We start from the raw sequence: 20,484 nt of genomic DNA, 5'->3' as shown, positions 1-20,484 counted from the left end.
CGCCCGCCCGGGCGCTCTTCTCGTCTGTCATGGCTCCTCCTCAACGGAGCCACTCAAACCCAAAGTTCTGTCTCAGGAAACTCTATACCGGAGGACTTGGCTTATCACACCGGACGTCTGGCACGTCTGTTCCAGGCCACGCTTTATCGCCATATCCGCCCTCTAGGACTGTCTCCTGGGGCCTTTCCTGCGCTTCTGGAACTTGCCAGGACGGATGGGCTCACGCAACGACAACTCGTGGCGCTCTTGGAAATAGAACAGGCGACGGTCGCCAATACGCTTGTGCGTATGGAGCGAGACGGGCTGATCGTTCGAAAGCCCCATCCCGACGACCGGCGGGCGCAGACGATCTGGCTGACCAGACGCGCGCGCATGCTGATGGAAGAAGCGGTTGAAGCCGTAGATTGGGTGAACGACCGGGCTATGGCGGATTTCTCGAACGAAGAACGCGATCAGTTCGTCGATTTAACCAAGCGGGCAATCGCTTCGCTCAAATCCGAGCGATCCCTCCCCCTGTCCGGGGGCGCCGGACAAGGCTCGGACGAAGCAGCACCGAATTGATCGCTCTGGAGCGCCTTGAGAAAAAGGTGGGTACGTCTTTTCGACCACTCGGCGCGGCATCAAGGCAATCAGGAGCATCTGGCGATACCGATCGATCGCCTGTTGCACTTGGCACGGCGCAGACGACCTTCGAATCCGATCAATGGTCATGGTCGGCTGAATAGCGCATGTAGCCGTCCAATTGCCTCCCCTCTACTGAGTGTCCTCAATGGACTTCTGGATCGACCGGCAGCCCCTGTTCCCATCGCTCCAACCATTCGGGCAGGATGTTTTCGGGCATCGTGAAGGAGTATTCGCCCCAACCGGTCACGCCGCCGCCGCCCGCCTGCCAGGAGGCGAGGATGTTTTCGACGATATCCTCCGGCTTGCGGCCATAGCGAAGCGTCGGCACGAAGGGGCAATAGTCGTTACCTTCGTGGAGGACCGGAATGGCGCCGACCGCCATGAGCTTTTCGAGACAGCGACGGGCAAATTCGACGAGGTCGTCGCCTGACAAGCCGAAATCTGAAATGCCGGCCGCAGTGATCAGTCCGAGAGTAACATCATAGTCTTCGATATTGGTATGGATCTGCTCGATCCAGTCGAGAATGGGCGTTCCGGTTTGTCGGCTGGTCAGGTCTGTCCGCATGTCAGCGCTCCGAATTCGCTTGAAACTTGGAACTTCGAACGTCCCGCCTTCGGCCTCTGGATCGCCACGGGGCAAACCGGTCTTTACCCTTCCTCGTCGACCTCGACCGGCAGCCCCTTCTCCCACTGCTCAACCCATTCGGGCAGGATGTTTTCGGGCATCGTGAAGGAGTATTCGCCCCAACCGGTCACGCCGCCGCCGCCCGCCTGCCAGGAGGCGAGAACGTTTTCGACGATATCCGCCGGCTTTCGGCCATAACGAAGCGTCGGCACGAAGGGGCAATATTCGGTGCCTTCGTGGAGGACCGGAATGGCGCCTTCCGCAACAAGTCTTTCAAGACAACGACGAGCAAATTCGACGAGATCGTCGCCCGACAAGCCATAGCCGTAAATGCCCGCCGTCAGTATGACGCCGAGACTGATATCGTAGTCTTCAACGCTTGTATGGACGTAATTGATCCAATCCATGATCGGAGTATCTGTAAGTGTATGAATGAGATCGGTTCTCATCATCTTACTGTCCTTTCATGTGTAGTTTCAGTTCTTTAAACCTACGATCGCCTCCAGGATCGCGGACATCGAGCGTCAGACCGAAAGACTCACTGAAGCGGATGCCGACGACACATCGGTCGACGCCTTCATACCATACGCCCTGGTAGCGGTCATGCAATTTAAGGGGCCGCCCGTGATAGGTAAGCGACAGGACGATGCGCTCCATTTCCTCCGGCGAGATCGTCCGTATCCTATCCTGCGCTCCTTTCGCGCGGATCCCGATGATCCGCCCTTCGGGGGCGACGAGTTCGCCGAGCGAGCGCGGGGGAATATCCGGCTCCAAAGGCGGCCCGCCATTGTCGCCGATGCCCCGACGCCGGCTCAGAACAAATTGCTCGGCTTGGCGCAGAACGGCTCGCTGATGGGCGATCTCGCCTTCGATCGTCGAGGTCAGGCTGGTGGGCGGGCGCCAATTTGGGTCTAGCCGGCGCGCGACTCGAATGCCTGCTTCTGCCTGCATTCGCGCAACGGCATAAATCGACGCTTGCGCGGGCGGCACCTCCACGAGCCCGCGCGAGGTCTGCACGGGTACGGTGTAGAGGCGCCGTCCACCTTGGGCCTGAGCAAGCCTGACGCGCGAACCTGCTTGCGGGTCGCGGCCTTCCCCGCCGCCGCCGGTCCATCGCCCGCCCTCAGCTTGAAGACGCGACCTTGTTGGATCGCGTCTTCAAGCTGAGCCATTGTTATTCGTGAGCCGTGATCCAAAAAGTCAATCAACTTTTTGGCGTCTCACTCCAGGCCGACCTTTGGGAATGCGCGGCTGATACAGCCAATGGGGCGACGGGTACCGCGCCTTCAGCTCGGACCGGTAGAGCCTCAAGGCCGCGAGTTCGAGCCGGGTGAAGGCGATATCCGCCCGCAGCCGTATCCATTCGCTGTTCGTCGTCGCCCTCATCTCGTCCACCCGCTCGCTTCGATGGACACAAGTTTAAGGTGTGGCGGGACAACCGGGGAAAACTGTCCACCGCAGATTCGGGCAAAGGCGGGCTGCCCCTTTGCTCAAAAGGGTTGGAATGGCTATGCTTCCCGGGCAAACCCAAGAAAGACGGGTCCCCTCGCCTTCATGTCGAAACCAAAAAAGAAATCCTCCTCCCGGCCGCCCTCCGTCGCGGCGGTCAAGCCGCGCAAGTCGCCCGTCGGTGGCGGCAAGGAAGCCAATGCCGTGAAGCCGACAGCCGACCGGCCGGCGCGGCGCGATCTGTCCCATGTCCGCCTGTCGGAGGAGGAGGCCCGGGCCTTTCTCGATTCCAAGCGTGGCGTGCGCTCCATCGAGGAAGCCGGGGAATGGCTCACCGCTCGCGGCATCGACGATGTGGAATGCATCACGCCGGACCTTGCGGGCGTTGCGCGCGGTAAGATGATGCCGGCCAAGAAATTCGTCGGCAACACCTCGCTCGCTTTGCCCTCGGCGCTCTTCATGCACACGATTTCGGGCGAATATCCCGAGGAGACCGGGGATTTCCGCTATTCGCCCAATGACGGCGACCTGAAGCTGATGCCCGATCTCTCGACGCTCTGCCGCGTGCCCTGGGAGAGCGATCCGACGGCCCAGGTCATCTGCGACCTCGTCGATCAGTCGGGCGCGGCCGTCGGCTATACGCCGCGCAACGTCTTGAAGCGCGTCATGGCGCTTTATGAGAACCGGGGCTGGAAGCCGGTGATCGCCCCGGAGATCGAATTCTATCTGGTCTCCAAGAATGTCGATCCAGATTATCCGCTGGTCCCGCCCATCGGGCGCTCGGGGCGGCAGATCCAGTCGGGCCAGTCCTATTCCATCGGCGGCGTCAACGAATTCGACGAGCTGATCGACGACATCTACGACTATTCGGACGCGCAGGGGCTGGAGATCGACACGCTGATCCACGAGGAGGGCGCCGCCCAGCTCGAGATCAATCTGCGTCATGGCGACCCGCTCGAACTCGCCGATCAGGTCTTCCTGTTCAAGCGCACCATCCGTGAAGCCGCGATGGGCCAGGACATCTACGCGACCTTCATGGCCAAGCCCATTCAGGGCCAGCCGGGCTCGGCCATGCATATCCACCAGTCGGTGGTCGACAGCCGAACGGGAAAGAACGTCTTCTCCAACGAGGACGGAACGGCCTCCGAGCTCTTCTATCATTTCCTTGGCGGCATGCAGAAATACGTCCCCGGCGCGCTGATCATGATGGCGCCTTACGTCAATTCCTATCGCCGGCTGACCCATGGCATGGCCGCGCCCACCAATTGCGAATGGGGTTTCGACAACCGCACGACCGCCTTCCGGGTGCCGACCTCCGACCCCCAGGCGCGGCGCGTGGAAAACCGCCTGCCTTCCTCCGACACCAATCCCTATCTCGCCATCGCCGCCTCGCTCGCCTGCGGCTATCTCGGCATGGTGGGCGCGATCGCTCCCAGCGATCCGACCGATCAGACGGCCAATGAGGACGGCGAGATCGCCCTCCCCCGCGGCCTCTTGGAGGCGGTGGCGGCCTTCGAAGCCGAAGAGGCCTTCCGCGAGGTCTTCAGCCGGGAATTCGTCGGCACCTATGCCGGCGTCAAGCGCGGGGAGCACGAGACCTTTATGCAGGTGATCAGCCCCTGGGAGCGCGAATTCCTGCTCCTGCAGGTCTGACGATCTGGAGTGACATGCGACCGGGTCGGGTCGCATGTCACTCCAACCTCTTGTTTGTCGTAAGCCGTGATCCAAGAAGTCGATCAACTTCTTGGCGTCTTACTCTAGCCAGCGTGAGCACCGTGCCCCCCTATCAGTCGCCGATCGCCCCGGGCCGCTCCTATTACGAGGACACGGTCGAGCGCCCCGCTTATCCGCCGCTCGAAGGCGCGTTGAGCGTCGATGTCGCGATCGTCGGCGGCGGTTTCACCGGGCTGTCGGCGGCCGTTCACCTTGCCCGCTCCGGCGCCTCCGTCGTCGTCCTCGAAGCCCATCGCTTCGGCGACGGGGCCTCGGGCCGCAATGGCGGCCAGATGGGAACCGGCCAGCGTCTCTGGCCGCTGGAACTGGAGGCCGAATACGGCCCGGACAAGGCCAAGCGTCTGTTCAAGCTCGGCGAAGAGGCCAAGGCCCATCTCTTCGATTTCGTCGAGGCGAACGGACTCGACGTCGATCTGGGACGCGGCCAGCTCTCGATCGCCCACAAGGCGCGCTATCTCGACGAATATCAGCGCACGGCGGAGGTGCTTGCCGAGCGCTACGACTATCCCCATGCCCGCTATATGGACGCGGCCGAAACGGCCGAGCGCGTCGGCTCGGCGCGCTATTTCGGCGGCATGCGCGACACCGGCACCGGCCATCTCAATCCCATGAAACTCGTCGTCGCGACTGCCCGGCTCGCGGCCGAGAGCGGCGCCGCGCTTCACGAGGGGACCAAGGTCGAGCGCTTCGAAGAGCGCGGCGATCGTTCGGTGGTCGTCACGGAGCGCGGCGAGATCTCGGCGGGCCATGTGCTCGTTGCGACCAATGCCTATGGCCATGACCTCGCCCCGGCCGTCGATGCCCATGTGATGCCGATCGGCTCCTTCATCGGCGCGACCGAACCCTTAGGCGACGAGACCGTCCTGCCCGGCGGCGAGGCGTGCGACGATTCCCGCTTCGTCGTGCGCTATTTCCGCAAGTCGGCCGACAATCGCCTGCTTTTTGGCGGGCGCGAGGCCTATACCTCGGCGGCCGGCGACATCACGCGCCATATCCGCACGCAGATCGCGGAGGTCTATCCGCGCCTCAAGGATGTACGCCTGACCCATGCCTGGGGCGGCAATGTCGCCATCACCATGAAGCGCATGCCCTATGTGCGCCGTCTCTCGCCGACTATGACCACGATCGGCGGCTATTCGGGCCATGGGGTTCTGTTGTCGAACTTCGCCGGGCGGCTGTTCGCCGAGCGCTTCGCCGGCAATCGCGACCGGCTGGCCGAGCTCGAGGATCTCGACATTCCCGCCTTTCCCGGCGGCAAGCGGCTGCGCTTTCCGCTCATGGTCCTCGCCATGACCTATTTCTCGCTGCGCGACCGGTTCTAACCGTTGTTGAGAGAGGCCGCCGCTTCGTCGGCGCGGCGCCTCCAGACGGGAAGTGCCTGCGAGATCACCGTCTTGTCGATCACGTCCTCGGCGATCCGCTTTTCGATCTGTTTGCGAAACCGAGCGGCCGGGAGCCCCGAGCCACGAAGGGCCGAGGCAATGAAGACCGCTCGCTCGGCGATCCGATCGCATTCGCGCGCCAGGCGTACGGGATCGCGTGGCGGCTTCATGTCGATGCGCCGAAAGCCGAGATAGCCGAAATCCTCGCCCAAGGCGGTTTCGAGCTCGCCGAGCCGCCTCACCACTCTCCTCAGGCGAAAGAACGCAAAGAGCGACATGGCCGTCCGGCTCGACAAGGCTTGCGAGGCCGACACCGCGTCCTCGGTCAGCTTTTCACAGATTGCCGGCACACGCGCCAATGCGCCACGAGCGAAGAAGGTCGAAACCCGGCTTTTGGTCAGGTCCGGCACCAAAGCCAAGGCGCCGGCCCCGGCAGCGCCACGAAGAAGACTGTCGGCCGTATCGATATCGACGTGATCGCCTTCGACGAGGGCCTCGCGCAGCTTGCCAATCAGCGCATCACGGGCAGCCCGCGGATCGCGCTCGCTTCCCGTCCCTGCCCGGTCGGTCAAGGGAACGCCGGAGCGATGACAGCCGCAGACGAGTTCGAGCAGCGCGATCGCTTCGATGGTGCTTTCAGGCGTCTCTGCAGACAGGCTGCCGAGATCGAAACCGGTCGGCAGACCCTTCTCGCATGTGAACACCTCGTCGATAAGTCGATAACCGCAATCGACACCTTGTCCATTTATCTGGACGGAAAAGAATCGCTCCATCCACACCCCCCGCTCGCATTGCTGACCGGGCCCGTGGACCACGTCACGAGCCCACTCATATCACACGTTAGAGTTCTGACAGATTCTTAATGCCCTGAATTTGCTTTGTTTGTCTGACAGTTGTGCCCTTGAAATTCATCTCCGGACTGCCAGTCGCCCCCATTGTGATGATCCGCGCGGCAGTGGCCTGAGTCCGCTCGCGCTGATGCATCCGAGGCGGAACGAAGCGAATGCGTCTTGTGCAGCCCGGCTTCTTATGATGCCGGAAAGTTGCATCGCGTGCAGATCACGCATCCGGCATCCATGACCGACATGGACACCCAAGCCCGGACGTCTATGTCGGCTTGTCACACAGCACGTCGCCACCGCTGCGTCGGGCATCGAATTTGGACTCATCCGTGCCTTCAGACCCGCGCCATCGACCAACTGAACCGACATCTCCGAAGGACCGGAGCGCTGGGCCGGCCTCTGTCTTGCCTTCGGGGAGCGCCGCACCGGTTAGGCTTCGCGAGCATCTGAAACGGGAAACCGATCCCCAACACAGGCGGCTCGACCTCGCTTTTGCCGATGTCGCGACCTCCCCTCAGGCCTATGCGCGTTTCATCTCGATGAACCATGCCGCGCATGAGGTTCTGGAGCCCGTTGTGGAAGCGGGAGCGCAGCGCTTTCCGCTTCTTGCGCCCTTCACGCCGATGCGGGGCTATCTCGACGAGGATCGGCGCGCCCTTGGACTGCCCCTTCAGACTGTGACGCCCTCCACCTTCGAAGAGGACGATCTGTTCCTGACGGCGATCGGAATCCTCTATGTGCTGGAGGGTTCGCGACTGGGTGCGCGCTTCATTCGACACCGTATTGAACAAAATTCCGTTCATGGCTTTGCCGATCGGCCCCCAACGCGCTATCTCGATGCCACAAAAGGGTTTTTTCCGAGGTTTGACGATAGAATGACACGGTTTGGGAGCAGCCTCGGCGACGGGAATGCCCTGATCCTCGTCACGCGAGCCGCGCAGAACGCCTTCACCATCTTCGAACGCGCCGCCGACGAACCACATCCCCAAAGAAACGGCCTTCTCGCGGTCGGGAAGCCAGAGTGAGAGAATGAGAGACGATCCGACCCGGTTTTCGGTCGATCTGACGAATTGCGACCGCGAGCCAATTCATCAGCTCGGTGCCATTCAGGATTTCGGCTTCCTCATTGCCGTCTCCATGGACTGGCTCATCCAGCGCGCCTCGGCCAATCTGGCCGCCTTCACGGGCCAAGAGGCGGGTGACGTGCTCGGCGAGCCGCTCTCGGCGGTGCTGTCGGAACAGGCGATCTCGTTGGTGCGCGCCCGGCTGCGGATGATCGCCAGCGAAGACGCGTCGGAACGCGCATTCTCCGTCGACTTTCTGTCGACCGGCGAACTCTTCGACATCGCGATCCATATGGCCGGCGACTCCATCATCATCGAGGCCGAACGCTCCGATCCGGGCCGCTCGGTCAATCCCGGCGCTTTGGTGAAGTCGATGATGTCGCGGCTGCAAGCCACGGCCACGACGCAGAAGCTGTTCGAGGAAAGCGTGCGCCACTTGCGCGCGGTGACCGGCTTTGACCGGGTGATGCTCTATCGCTTTGCCGATTCAGGGGCGGGAACGGTCGTCGCCGAGGCGTCGCGCAAGGGGCTCGAGGCCTATCTCGGCCTCAATTACCCGGCGACCGACATCCCGGCCCAGGCCCGGGCGCTTTACGTGCGCAATCTCGTGCGCATCATCGCCGATGTGGAAGCCGAACCCGTACCCGTCGTTCCCGCCCTCGATCCGGACGGGCGGCCGCTCGACCTGTCCTTGTCGGTGCTTCGCTCGGTCTCGCCAATCCATATCGAATATCTGAAGAATATGGGCGTTGGCGCATCCTATTCGATCTCGATCGTAATCGACGGCAAGCTCTGGGGCCTTTTCGCGCTCCATCACTACGACCGCAAGCATCTATCAATGGAGATGCGCAGCGCCACGGAACTCTTCGGCCAGATGGCGGCGCTGCTCATCGAAGGCCGGCTCGCCAAGGAACAGCGCGAGGCCGAGGAAGCGGCGCGCGAGTTGCACGACCGTTTCGTCGGCAAACTGATGTCGCTGACGCCCTCGGTCTCCGATCTGGCGGACTTCGCTAATGATCTGCGCGAGATCATGCCGAGCGACGGCTTTGCGGTCTGGGCGAAGGGCGAGGTCCGCTCCTTCGGCGAGACGCCGCCGGCCGAGGAGATGCCGGCGCTTGCACGCTTTCTGAACCGTGCGGCAGCAAACCGGGTCTATGCCAGTGACGATCTCAGTTCGGTCTATCCGAAGGCAAGCGATTTCATCGACAAGGCGGCCGGCATCCTCGCCATCCCCATCTCGCGGGCGCCGCGCGACTATCTGATGTTCTTCCGCCGGGAGCTCGTCCAGACCGTCACCTGGGCCGGCAAGCCGGAAGCCAAGGAAGTCTCCGTCGGCCCGAACGGCGCCCGCCTGACGCCGCGAAAGAGCTTCGAGGCCTGGCAGGAGACGGTGCGCGGCAAGAGCCGTCCCTGGACGACGGCCGAGCGCAAGGCCGCCGAAGCCTTGCGCGTCTCGATCCTCGAAGTGCTCTTACGCTTCAACGAGGAATCCGAGCGTCAGGCCGCCAGCGCCCATGAGCAGCAGGAGCTGTTGATCGCCGAGCTGAACCACCGGGTTCGCAACATCCTGGCGCTGATCCGCGCGCTCGTCACCCAGAGCCGGGCGACGGCCGGCGATGTCGACGATTTCGTGCGGATCATTTCGGGACGCATTCAGGCGCTCGCCAGAGCCCATGACCAGATCACCGACGAGCGCTTCGCCTTTCAGGATCTTCGTGAGATCGTGCGCACCGAATTCGAGGCCTATGTCGGTGGCAAGGTCGACCGGGTCTCGCTCACCGGTCCGAAGATCATGGTGGCCCCGCGCGCCTTTTCGATCCTGGCACTCGTCTTCCACGAGATGGTGACGAATTCGGCCAAATACGGCGCCTTGTCGGACTCGCGCGGACGCGTCAGCGTCGACTGGCATATCGACGGCAATGACTGCTGCGAGATTTTCTGGCGCGAGGAAGGCGGTCCGGCCGTCCAGCGTCCGAGCCGGCGTGGTTTCGGCACAACCATCATCGAGCGCTCCATTCCCCACGATCTGGGTGGGGAAGCGGAGGTCAGCTACCGTCTTGCGGGCTTGCGGGCCCGCTTTGTCCTGCCACCGGCCCATTTCCAGGTCAGCGAGGAATCGCCCATCATGACGACAGCCCAAGAGGACAGTCTGCGCACCCATTCGGGCTCCGAGGGCGCCAGCCGGGGCACAAAGGGCTCGATCGACGGCCTCAACGCGCTTCTGGTCGAGGACAATGTCATCATCTCCATGGACGCCGAATATCTCCTGACGAGCCACGGCGCGCGCGAGGTCTTCGTGGCGGCCAATGTCGCCGAAGCGATGAAGATCGTCGAAGGGCAGGAGATCGGCATCGCCATTCTCGACGTCAATCTCGGCAACGAGACCAGCTTTCCCCTGGTGCGCCCCCTCGTCGAGCGCGGCGTCCCCTTCGTCTTCGTCACCGGCTATGGCGAGAAGATCGAGTTTCCCGCCGAGGCGGGACCAAAGGTTCGGGCCATCAAGAAGCCTTTCGACGAAGAGGAACTCGTCGACGCCCTCAGGAATGCCCTTTCTTAACAAGGAATGAATGGCGGAGGCAGCGGCTCAGCTTCAACGAAAAGACGGCTGAGAGTGAGCGCGGGAACAGGCACGACATCGGCAACCGCCGTCCGGCCCTTTCCCGTTCGCGCTTGGCCTCAAAGGCACAATCGACTAACAAGCCGGGCAATGGTGGCGATTTCTCCACCCGTCATATGCCGCACGGTTTTTCAATCGATTGAAATGCGGTGCCGCATGGAATAGACACAAGGCCGGCCGCCAGAGCCGTTCCGTCAATTTTGGGTCGCCGATGTCCAGTCAGATCATTCCGGTTCCTCCCTTCGATTACGTCGTCTTCGGTGGCAATGGCGATCTGGCCGAGCGCAAGCTCCTGCCGGCGCTGTATCATCGTGACCGGGACGGACAGATCCCCGAGGAAGCGCGCATCATCGGCGCCTCGCGCACGGCCTTTTCCGACGACGACTATCGCGGTTTCGCCCGCGAGGCATTGACCAAGCACGTCAAGCCGGAAGATCTTCAGGACGTGACCGTGTCCCGCTTTCTGGAGCGGCTGCACTATCAGCAGGTCGATGCCCTCTCCGAGGCCGGCTGGAACGAGTTGAAGGCACTCCTCGAGGAAAGCGGGCCGGAGCGCATTCGCGCCTTCTATATGGCGGTCGCGCCGAGCCTCTTCGGCGACTTCGCCTCCAAGGTCAGCGAGTTTGGCCTGGCCGATGGACGCACCCGGGTCGTCGTCGAAAAGCCGGTCGGGCGCGATCTCGACTCCGCCCGCGCACTCAACGCCCAGATCGCCGAATATTTCGCCGAGGATCAGGTCTTCCGCATCGACCATTATCTTGGCAAGGAGACGGTCCAGAACCTGATGGCGTTGCGTTTCGCCAACGCCCTTTACGAGCCGATCTGGAACGCCAACCATATCGATCATGTCCAGATCACGGTGGCCGAGTCCGTCGGGCTTGAAGGCCGCGCCGGCTATTACGACCGGGCGGGCGCCCTGCGCGACATGGTGCAGAACCATATCGTCCAGCTGATGTGCCTCGTCGCCCTGGAGCCGCCATCGGCTTTCGACGCCGACGCTTTGCGCGACGAGAAGCTGAAAGTTCTCAGAGCGCTGAAGCGCATCGACGCATCCAATGTCGAGACGGCGACCGTTCGCGGCCAGTATAAGTCGGGCGCCTCCAATGGCGGCGCAGTGAAGAGCTATCTCGACGATCTTGGCGAGCCCGAAAGCGACACCGAGACCTTCGTCGCCATCAAGGCGGAGATCGGCAATTGGCGCTGGGCGGGCGTGCCCTTCTATCTGCGGACCGGCAAGCGCCTGTCGGAGCGCATGTCGGAGATCGTCGTCACCTTCCGCCCGGTGCCCCACAACATCTTCGCCGACGTCGCCGGCGCCATCCAGCCGAACCAGCTCGTCCTGAGGCTCCAGCCCGACGAGGGCATGAAGCAATGGCTGATGATCAAGGATCCGGGCCCGGGCGGCATGCGTCTTCGCCATATCCCGCTCGACATGACCTTCGAACAGTCGTTCCGGGTGCGCAATCCCGACGCCTATGAGCGCCTGTTGATGGATGTCATTCGCGGCAACCAGACCCTGTTCATGCGCCGCGACGAAGTGGAAGCGGCCTGGGAATGGATCGATCCGATCCTGAAGGGCTGGGAGGAAAAGCGCCACAAGCCGCAGGGCTATACGTCGGGCACCTGGGGTCCCTCCGCCTCCATCGCACTGATCGAGCGCGACGGACGCACCTGGCACGAGCCGGATTGATCCCGGATCGCGATGGCCTTTGGAGAAAGGCGATCAGAGCTTGGGAAAGGCTTCAAGAAGATCGGCGCTTAGCGGGTCCCGCTTGCCACGGCAAGCACTTTGCCCAAAGCTGCAACCGGAATGCGTAATCGATGCGATGGGCGGGTCTTCCTCCGACACCGTTCCAAAGCGAATGACAAGGCGCTTGGCAGATGATCGATCGGGCAAGGACGCATCGATCGCTGCTGCAAGTGCAGGGAGTTGCGATGAATCGTCCGGTCTTTCACGCCTATGACAGTCGGGAAGCGCTCGCCGAGGCCCTTGCGGCGGGCTGTGCGGCGGTTCTTGCCGGCGCCATCGCGACACGCGGCGTCGCCACCCTCGCAGTCTCCGGCGGCTCGACGCCCAAGCTCTTTCTCGACCATCTCTCCCGCGCCGAGATCGACTGGAAGGATGTGGAGATCACCCTTGTCGACGAGCGCTGGGTGCCAGAGACGAGCGATCGTTCGAACCATGCCATGGTGCGCGCCCATCTGATGAAGGGGCCGGCGAGCGAGGCCCATCTCCTGCCCTTCTACACCGGCCACGAGACGCCCGAAGAGGCGGTCGAGGACCTGTGCGAACGCTATCGTCGTCTCACCCGTCGCTTCGACGTCGCTGTCCTCGGCATGGGCACCGACGGCCACACCGCCTCCTTCTTTCCCGGCGCCGACAATCTCCACGCCGTCCTCGACCCGAAGGGCCAGGACGCGGTCGCGGCCGTTCGCGCGCCGGGCGCCGGCGAGCCCCGGATCACGCTGACCTTACCGCTCCTCGTGGACGCGCGGCTCCTCTGTCTCCATATCGAGGGCGAGGAGAAACGCGCGGTCTATGACCAAGCACTCGCCGGCGAGGACCCATCCGAAATGCCCGTGCGGGCCGTGCTGAATCATCCGCGCGAGGAACCCCTCAATGTCTTCTGGGCGCCCTGAGGCGGCCCGAAGCCCTTAATGGCCGAGCCGCTGGCGCCGGCCGCGACAATTTCCTGTCGGCGTATGACGCGCCGCCCGCCACACCCATCGGGAAGGACGAGACGATGACCGCCGACCGCCGTATCGAAGAGATCACCAACCGCATTCGCGAGCGCTCCGCCCCAACGCGCGAGCCATATCTGGCGCGCATCCGGGCCAAGGGCGCCGAGGGGCCGAAGCGCTCGACGCTCACATGCGGCAACCTCGCCCATGGCTTCGCGGCCTGCGGGCCGGTCGACAAGGACCGGCTGATGGGTGACCAAACCGCCAATCTCGGCATTATCACCGCCTATAACGACATGCTTTCGGCGCACCAGCCCTTCGAGCGCTTTCCCGAACTCATCCGCGACGCGGCCCGCGAGGTCGGCGCGACGGCCCAGGTGGCGGGCGGCGTGCCGGCCATGTGCGACGGGGTGACGCAAGGGCAGGCCGGCATGGAGCTGTCGCTCTTCTCGCGCGACGTGATCGCTCTGTCCGCTGCGGTCGGGCTCAGCCACGACATGTTCGACGCCGCCGTCTATCTCGGCGTCTGTGACAAGATCGTGCCGGGCCTGGCCATCGCCGCCCTCTCCTTCGGCCATCTGCCGGCGATCTTCGTGCCCGCCGGCCCGATGACGTCCGGCCTTCCCAACGACGAGAAGAGCCGGATCCGCCAGCTCTATGCCGAGGGCAAGGTTGGCCGCGACGAGCTTTTGAAGGCCGAGTCCGCCTCCTATCACGGGCCGGGCACCTGCACCTTCTACGGCACGGCCAATTCCAACCAGATGCTGATGGAGATCATGGGCCTCCACACGCCGGGCTCGTCCTTCATCAATCCGAACACGCCGCTGCGTGACGCCCTCACCAAAGAGGCGACGCGGCGCGCCTTGTCGATCACCGCGCTCGGCAACGAATATACCCCGGCCGGTCTCGTCGTCGACGAGCGCGCGGTGGTGAACGGCGTCGTCGGCCTTCATGCGACCGGCGGCTCGACCAACCACACCCTGCATCTCGTTGCGATCGCGGCTGCCGCCGGCATCAAGCTGACCTGGCAGGATATTTCGGACCTGTCCGACATCACGCCGCTGCTTGCCCGGGTCTATCCGAACGGGCTCGCCGATGTGAACCATTTCCACGCCGCGGGCGGCATGGGCTTCCTGATCCGCGAGCTTCTCGGCCGTGGTCTCCTGCATGACGACGTGCGCACTGCCTGGGGTACCGGGCTCAACGCCTATGCGATCGAGGCAAGCCTTGCCGCCGACGGCGTCAGCGTCGTGCGCCATCCGGCGCCCAAGGAGAGCGGCGATCCGAAGGTTCTGACGACCGCCGACAAGCCGTTCTCCTCGAATGGTGGCTTGCGCATCCTCACCGGTAATCTCGGCAAGGCGGTGATCAAGGTCTCGGCGGTGAAGCCCGAGAACCGCTTCGTCGAGGCACCGGCCAAGATCTTCAACGATCAGAACGAGTTGAAGGTCGCCTTCGACGCCGGCGAGCTCGACAAGGACTTCGTCGCCGTCGTCCGCTTCCAGGGCCCCAAATCGAACGGCATGCCTGAGCTTCACAAGCTGACCCCGCTTCTCGGTGTCCTGCAGGACCGGGGCCGCAAGGTCGCGCTCGTCACCGACGGGCGCATGTCGGGCGCATCGGGCAAGGTGCCGGCCGCGATCCATGTGACGCCGGAGGCCAAGGCCGAAGGGCCGATCTCGAAGATCCGCGACGGCGACATGGTCCGCCTCGACGGCGAGAACGGCACGCTGGAAATTCTGGTCGATGCCGACGAATTCGCATCGCGCGAGCCGATGAAGATCGACCTGTCGCATTATGAAGTCGGGCTCGGCCGCGAACTCTTCGCGCCGTTCAGGGCCCATGTGGGCCTTGCCGAGGACGGGGCCAGCATTTTCGCGGCCTGATCGATCTGTGGTCGAAGCGCCCCAGTCGCCGCTTCGACCATGACGCTTCCCTCAAATTCTCCGTCGGGCCATTTGTCACATTCGGCCCGGTGTGATGTAACTCGTCGGGAAGCGATGAGGAGACGAAGGCCATGAGGGCCCTGACGAATTTGCGGCGCGCGATCGTCACCTATTGGCAGACGAGCCTGTCGCGCCAGTCGCTGCGCCAGCTCGGCATCGTCCACGACATTCTGATCAGCTTCGTCGCCATCACGCTTGCCATGGGGCTCGCCTGGGGTCTCGCGCCGCTCCTGTCGATCTGGCAGATCTGGGTGCTGATCGGCGGCTTCACCCTGTTCAGCGCGATCGCCTTCCCCTTCTTTTCGCTCAATAGCGGCGCCTGGCGCTATGCCTCGCTTCTCGACGTGGTGTCGATCGTCAAGGCGGTGACCTTCGTCAATCTCGCCTTTCTCGTCGTCAGCTTTTTCATCTTCCGGGGCGCCTATCTGCCTCGCACGGCCCTCGTGATGGCCTGGTTCATCATGATCGTCGGGCTGGGGGGCCCGCGTCTCGCCTATCGGCTGATGAAGGAGCGCGGCACGTCGCGCGCCGGAGAGCCTGGCGAGGAAGGCGGCCCGAACGACAATATCCTGATCTACGGCTATAACGACAACGCCGATCTCTTCATCCGCAATGCCCGGCGCATGCGCAGTCGCAAGACGATCGTCGGCATCCTGGACGAGAAGCCGAAGAACCGCCGGCGTCATCTCCATGGCGTGCGCGTGCTCGGCGGGCTCGCCGACATCGCCAAGGTCGTGCGTCATTCCGAACTCCAGGCGCTGCCCGTCGGCGAGATCGTCGTGGCCGAGCCGGACGTCTCGCCGCAGACACTGTCCGAGCTCGTCGCCGCCGCCGCGCCTTTGAAGGTGCAGGTGAAGCGGCTTCCCGACATCAACCGGACGGGTGTCGTCGACGAAAACGCCCCGATCGAGACGATTCCCGTCTCGCTGGAGGATCTTCTTGGGCGCAAGGAGGTCGATCTCGACATCGGCGAGGTCGCCCATCTCATCAACAATCGCCGCATCGCCGTGACCGGGGCCGGCGGGTCGATCGGCTCGGAACTCGTCCGCCAGATCGCGAATTTCGGGCCGAGTCTTCTCCTTCTCGTCGACAACAGCGAATTCAATCTCTGGTCGATCGAGCGTCAGATCGCGGCCGATCATCCGGAGCTCAACTGCCTCGGCCGCACCGTCGACGTGCGCCAGAAGAAGCGCGTCGACGCGCTCTTCGCCGAGATGCGCCCCGAGGTCATCTTCCACGCCGCCGCCATGAAACATGTGCCGATCGTGGAGGAGAACCCGGTCGAGGGCATCGAGACCAATCTTATAGGCACGCGCAATGTCGCCGATGCCGCGCTGAAGGCCGGTGCCCGTGCCTTCGTCATGGTCTCGACCGACAAGGCGGTCAATCCGACCAATGTGATGGGCGCGACCAAGCGCGCGGCGGAGGCCTATTGCCAAGCCCTCGACCTGTCCCAGGACGCCACCCGCTTCATGACGGTGCGCTTCGGCAATGTTCTGGGCTCGACCGGCTCGGTGATCCCGCTCTTCCAGAGCCAGCTCGCCCGGGGCGGTCCGCTGACGGTGACCGACCCGAACATCACCCGCTTCTTCATGACGATCCCCGAGGCTTCCCGCCTCATCCTTCATGCCGCCGGCCACGGCATCCATGACGGGCAGGCGCGCGGACAGCTCTATGTCCTCGACATGGGCAAGCCGATCCGCATCGCCGAGCTCGCCGAACGGCTCATCCAGCTGGCGGGCCTGCGCCCCCATGTGGACATTCCGATCGAATTCGTCGGTCTGCGGCGGGGCGAGAAGCTCTATGAAGAGCTGTTCAGTCATGAGGAGACGCGGGAGAAGACCGGCCGCGCCGGCCTCCTCGTCGCCCGTTCGCGCGTCAGCGACGTCCAGCTCCTGTCGCGCCATCTCACCACGCTCGAAGCGGCGGTGGAAGCCGCCGATGTCGATCGCGCCGTCGAAACGCTCAAACGGATCGTGCCGGAATTTCGCCAGAGCGAACTCGGTCGCCCGTCCGCGCCAGTGGAACCCTTGCGGGTGGTCGGCGCACCGGCCGCACCCGGCATGCTCGCGCCGCCGAGCCGCCAGCCACCGACGGCGGGTTGATTAAGCCGGCTGGCGCTTGCTGCCCCTCAGGGCGTTGAGCCGCGCCTTCACCGCCTCGATCTCCCGCTGGATGTCGTCGATGTCGTTCGGATCGTCCGTCTTGCCGGCTTGGCCCTGATCGTCGTCGCGCCCCGATGCGTCGCCGGTCTCGGCGAGACGCAGGCCCGACGATGGGCCGCGCAGCGATGACGGCTCGGCGAGGCGCACGGACCGCTCCGCCTCGACCTCGGACGGCCGATCATTGGCGGCGGCAATGGGGCGGCGCGGTTCGCCGTGCTGAACATCATTCGGCTCGGCAGAGAGCGGGTTCGTCTCGTCATCGCCCGTCATCGCACGCCGGACACGGTCGAGCTCACTGCGAAGGGACGAACGGCGCGTCGATGGCGCAGCCTGGGGGTGACGCTCTTGGTCCGCGCTCCTTTCGGTTTGCGGCGTGGTCCGCGCGAGCGCTAGACGGGCGGCAACGGGCTCGGCGCGATCGGCGGCCGGCGTTTCATAGACGCCCTCGCCGATCTCGGGCGCATCAGATCCGCGAAGGTCCATGGCATGGGCATGACCCGGCCTCGCCCAACGGGGCGCCACCGCAAAATGGGCCGGCGCCGGTGCTATGGCTTCGCCCGTGGCGGCTTGGCTCGCCGGCATCGCATCCTCTTCCTCGCGCCGGCGCAGGGAGACCCGCATGGCGCTCCAAAGGGCCAATGCGCCCGCCAGCGCGACACCGGCGCCCGAGCCGAGGATAAAGCCGAGGACGACCACCGTACGGCGCGAGAGGCTGGAGGGCTCCAGCGGCGGGGTCGCCTCGGAGATGATGCGGACATTGGCGGTGTTGAGGCTCTCCTGCTCACCGGTTTCGCGCGCTCTAAGAAGAAAGGCTTCGTAGACGGCGCGCGAAGCTTCGACCTCGCGCTCCAACTCGCGCAGTTTGACGAAGGATTCGCTGGTTGCGAGCTGCTTGGTCTTCAGATCGTCGAACTGGGTGGTGAGATCCTTGTCGGTCTGCTCGGCGCGCCGCAGCTCGGTCTGGGTGGCGGCAATGATGCGATTGACCTCGTTGCGGATGGCCTCGCGTGCCGCGTTGAGCGCCTGGTCGTTGGCGATCCGCTGGGGGTGACGCGGTCCGAGCGAGGCCGACAGGACGGCCTGCTGCTGGCGCAGTTCGGAATAGCTGTTGCGCAAGCGATTGAGCGCCTCGGAGGTCAGTTCTTCGGGGAAGGAGCCCTCGACCACGTCGTCGACAGTCGCTGCCCGCATCTGCTCGGCCTTGACCCTCAGCGCCGTGATCTCGCCGCGCGAGCGGGCGAGCTGGTCGTTGACCCGCAAGATGTAGTCGTCGTCGACCAGCCGGCCGCCGGCGCCGACAAGGCGGTTCTCAGCCTTGTAATCCTCGACCGCCCGCTCGGCCGCGACAACGCTCTGGCGCAGCTCTTCCAGCCGTCCGGATAGGGCTTCGCTCGCCCGGCGCGCGGTGGAGGACTGGACGCGGCCGAGTTCGTCGATGAAGGTCTCGGCAAGCAAATTGGCGAGCTTGGCCGACTTCACCGGCGACCGGGTCTTGACCGACAGATTGAGGACGAAGCTCTTGGTCTCGCGCGACACCTCCATGGCGCGGCGGAGATTTCGGAGGGTCAGGAGCTCGGTCCTGTTCAGCGGCTCGCCTTCGGCCGAGGGCGTATTCGGGCTGGATAGCCCCAGCGCATCCATGATTGCCCCGGTCAGCGACCAGCCCTGGCCGTTGAACTCGTCGTCATTCAGGAGATCGGCTTCACGCACGACTTTGAGGAGGACATCGTTCGAATAGACGACGGCGATCTGACTTTCGATGAGGGCCAGGGTCGCCTCACTCGGCAGACCATTGGGGGTGACTTCGTTCTGCACCACCTTGATGTCGCGTGGATCGGCAAGGATCTGCGAGGTAGCGGTGTACATTTTCGGCGTCGCCATGGCGATCGCAATGGCGATCAGCGCACCGAGGACCGCACAGGTGACGATGAGGAGCTTCGAATTCCAGACGGACTGAACGATGAAGACCGGATCGATCAGCGAATCCCCTCCGAACGGTTCGGGACGGCCGCGTGCATTGGCCTTTCGCGCGCCGGATGTCGGCGAACGATGGTCGGTCGGGGCAGAGAACATGGGCTGATGCGCCTCTCATATCCGATGGCCGTCCGAGCGAAGCCCGAACGTAACATTCGGTGAGAATTGCAAAATCATGCTGAATAAAGCGTTAACTTAGACGCCCTGACTATCGCCCGCCTCGCATATTCCCTCAGAGAGCCCTTCACGACGTCGAGAGAAGGCGAGCCTTCAGGATCTCGAACCAGGCTTTCGGGCGATAATCGCGATCGAGCGGAAGGGGGCGATGGGGTTCGCCATCATAGCGCGGCATCTCGTCGGGAATCCACGTGTAGCGGTCAGTGATCCCCCAGGTGACCACCGCCGCCGGACGTTTCCAGGCAAAGATGCCATCCATGAGATCGCCCACCAGCTTGCCCGCAAGCGCATCCATTGAGGCGGGATCAGGCGCCGATTCCCGATTGATGACGTCGAGCTCGGTGACGAGGAGTTCGACCCCGAGAGCATCCAGATCCTTGTGGAAGCGGGTCAGGGCGTCGATGTCGATCTGCCGGTCGCCATAGAGATGGCCCTGAATGCCGACGCCGCCGACCGGAATGTTCGCATCCAGCATCTGGCGCACAATGGTCAGCATGATCTCGCGCCGCGCGTCGAAACGCGGTCCGACAAATTCGAGATCATAGTCGTTGACGACCAGCCGCGCGGCCGGGTCCGTGCGGGCCGTGGCCTCGAAGGCGAGCGGGATATGGCGGGGCCCGAGAAGCTGCAGCCATTTGGAGCGGCGCAAGGGCCCCTCCTGGATCGGATCGTGAGCGATGACCTCGTTGACCACGTCCCAGCCGAGAAGCTTTCCCCGAAAATGATTGGTCACGCGCTCCACATGCTCGATCAGAACCCGCTCGCCTTCCCGCCGATCGGTGATCGCCTCCAGCCAGGGCGGAACCGAGTTCCACCAGACATGGGTGTGGCCCCGGCTCGTCCGCCCGTTGTCCATCGCGAAATCGACGAGGGTCTCGGCGGGCTCCAGGCGCCAGATATCGCGCTCCGGCCGGATCTGGTCGAATTTCAACTCGGCGCCCGGCACGATCATGTCGCAATGATCGAGAAAGGCCTGACGATAGGCGGCGTCACTGCGAAAATAATCGCTCTGGATCATCGCGCCGAAGGGAACGCCCCGGCTTTCGGCTTTTGCCTCGCCCGCGCGGGGCAGACCGAACGCAGCCAGCGCGGCCCCGGCCGCGAGAACGGAACGCCGTGTTAAACCCTTGTCGATAGCGATAGGGGTAGAAAAGCGGGTGTCGTCTGTCACGGGGCGACCTTCTCGGTGGCTTCGATGTGTGA

15 protein-coding genes are annotated in these 20,484 nt (G+C 63.8%); 9 read left to right on the top strand and 6 right to left on the bottom strand.

Annotated elements, in window-relative coordinates; translation table 11 throughout:
- Positions 1–561, top strand: a 561-nt coding sequence (locus tag B9A15_RS19995) for a MarR family winged helix-turn-helix transcriptional regulator (RefSeq protein WP_342170605.1), incomplete at its 5' end; no start/stop codon positions are given.
- Positions 562–766: 205 nt separating this feature from the next.
- Here the strand turns inward: B9A15_RS19995 and B9A15_RS19990 are convergent.
- The 3 genes from B9A15_RS19990 to B9A15_RS19980 all read right to left on the bottom strand — a co-directional run bounded on the left by B9A15_RS19990 (position 767) and on the right by B9A15_RS19980 (position 2,266).
- Positions 767–1,189: a hypothetical protein gene (locus B9A15_RS19990; protein WP_139798511.1), complete on the bottom strand. Its 423-nt coding sequence runs from the start codon at positions 1,187–1,189 to the stop codon at positions 767–769.
- Positions 1,190–1,272: 83 nt separating this feature from the next.
- Entirely contained in the window at positions 1,273–1,701 is a 429-nt protein-coding gene (locus B9A15_RS19985; protein ID WP_084412333.1) for a hypothetical protein, read from the bottom strand.
- Between the two features lies 1 nt (position 1,702).
- Positions 1,703–2,266: a hypothetical protein gene (locus tag B9A15_RS19980; protein WP_084412331.1), complete on the bottom strand. Its 564-nt coding sequence runs from the start codon at positions 2,264–2,266 to the stop codon at positions 1,703–1,705.
- A gap of 537 nt (positions 2,267–2,803) precedes the next feature.
- Here B9A15_RS19980 and B9A15_RS19975 point away from each other — a divergent pair.
- Positions 2,804–4,351, top strand: a complete 1,548-nt coding sequence (locus B9A15_RS19975; protein WP_139798509.1) for a glutamine synthetase family protein — start codon at positions 2,804–2,806, stop codon at positions 4,349–4,351.
- A 122-nt stretch (positions 4,352–4,473) separates the two neighbouring features.
- The gene (locus B9A15_RS19970) at positions 4,474–5,754 is read left to right on the top strand and encodes an NAD(P)/FAD-dependent oxidoreductase (RefSeq protein WP_244557051.1); all 1,281 of its coding nucleotides are present in this window, start codon (positions 4,474–4,476) and stop codon (positions 5,752–5,754) included.
- Here the strand turns inward: B9A15_RS19970 and B9A15_RS19965 are convergent.
- Complete coding sequence (locus B9A15_RS19965; RefSeq protein WP_139798508.1) at positions 5,751–6,518, bottom strand: hypothetical protein; 768 nt, start codon at positions 6,516–6,518, stop codon at positions 5,751–5,753. The two genes, B9A15_RS19970 and B9A15_RS19965, sit on opposite strands and share 4 nt — an antisense overlap.
- 542 nt (positions 6,519–7,060) lie before the next feature.
- Here B9A15_RS19965 and B9A15_RS19960 point away from each other — a divergent pair.
- The 6 genes from B9A15_RS19960 to B9A15_RS19935 all read left to right on the top strand — a co-directional run bounded on the left by B9A15_RS19960 (position 7,061) and on the right by B9A15_RS19935 (position 17,070).
- Positions 7,061–7,681: a biliverdin-producing heme oxygenase gene (locus B9A15_RS19960; RefSeq protein ID WP_084412326.1), complete on the top strand. Its 621-nt coding sequence runs from the start codon at positions 7,061–7,063 to the stop codon at positions 7,679–7,681.
- Positions 7,682–7,685: 4 nt separating this feature from the next.
- On the top strand, positions 7,686–10,277 hold the full coding sequence (locus B9A15_RS19955; protein WP_084412324.1) for an HWE histidine kinase domain-containing protein: 2,592 nt from the start codon (positions 7,686–7,688) through the stop codon (positions 10,275–10,277).
- A gap of 271 nt (positions 10,278–10,548) precedes the next feature.
- A complete protein-coding gene (zwf, locus tag B9A15_RS19950) occupies positions 10,549–12,027 on the top strand; it encodes a glucose-6-phosphate dehydrogenase (RefSeq protein WP_084412322.1) in 1,479 nt (492 codons plus the stop codon).
- Between the two features lie 245 nt (positions 12,028–12,272).
- On the top strand, positions 12,273–12,977 hold the full coding sequence (pgl, locus tag B9A15_RS19945) for a 6-phosphogluconolactonase (protein WP_084412319.1): 705 nt from the start codon (positions 12,273–12,275) through the stop codon (positions 12,975–12,977).
- 104 nt (positions 12,978–13,081) lie between these two features.
- Entirely contained in the window at positions 13,082–14,905 is a 1,824-nt protein-coding gene (gene edd, locus B9A15_RS19940) for a phosphogluconate dehydratase (RefSeq protein ID WP_084412317.1), read from the top strand.
- A 131-nt stretch (positions 14,906–15,036) separates the two neighbouring features.
- Positions 15,037–17,070 carry a polysaccharide biosynthesis protein gene (locus B9A15_RS19935; protein ID WP_084412314.1) on the top strand — a complete coding sequence of 678 codons (2,034 nt, stop codon included), beginning with the start codon at positions 15,037–15,039 and terminating at the stop codon, positions 17,068–17,070.
- On the opposite strand, the gene B9A15_RS19930 is transcribed toward B9A15_RS19935, so the two are convergent.
- Together B9A15_RS19930 and B9A15_RS19925 are read right to left on the bottom strand one after the other, a co-directional pair.
- Positions 17,071–19,203 carry a GNVR domain-containing protein gene (locus tag B9A15_RS19930; protein WP_084412312.1) on the bottom strand — a complete coding sequence of 711 codons (2,133 nt, stop codon included), beginning with the start codon at positions 19,201–19,203 and terminating at the stop codon, positions 17,071–17,073.
- A gap of 145 nt (positions 19,204–19,348) precedes the next feature.
- Positions 19,349–20,452 carry an endo-1,4-beta-xylanase gene (locus B9A15_RS19925; protein ID WP_244557050.1) on the bottom strand — a complete coding sequence of 368 codons (1,104 nt, stop codon included), beginning with the start codon at positions 20,450–20,452 and terminating at the stop codon, positions 19,349–19,351.
- Positions 20,453–20,484 lie beyond the last annotated feature (32 nt).

This window comes from Fulvimarina manganoxydans, from assembly GCF_900176465.1.
GTDB classification, from domain to species: domain Bacteria; phylum Pseudomonadota; class Alphaproteobacteria; order Rhizobiales; family Rhizobiaceae; genus Fulvimarina; species Fulvimarina manganoxydans.
Note: the sequence above shows the minus strand (reverse complement) of the source record. Positions and strands in the feature narration are given on the sequence as shown.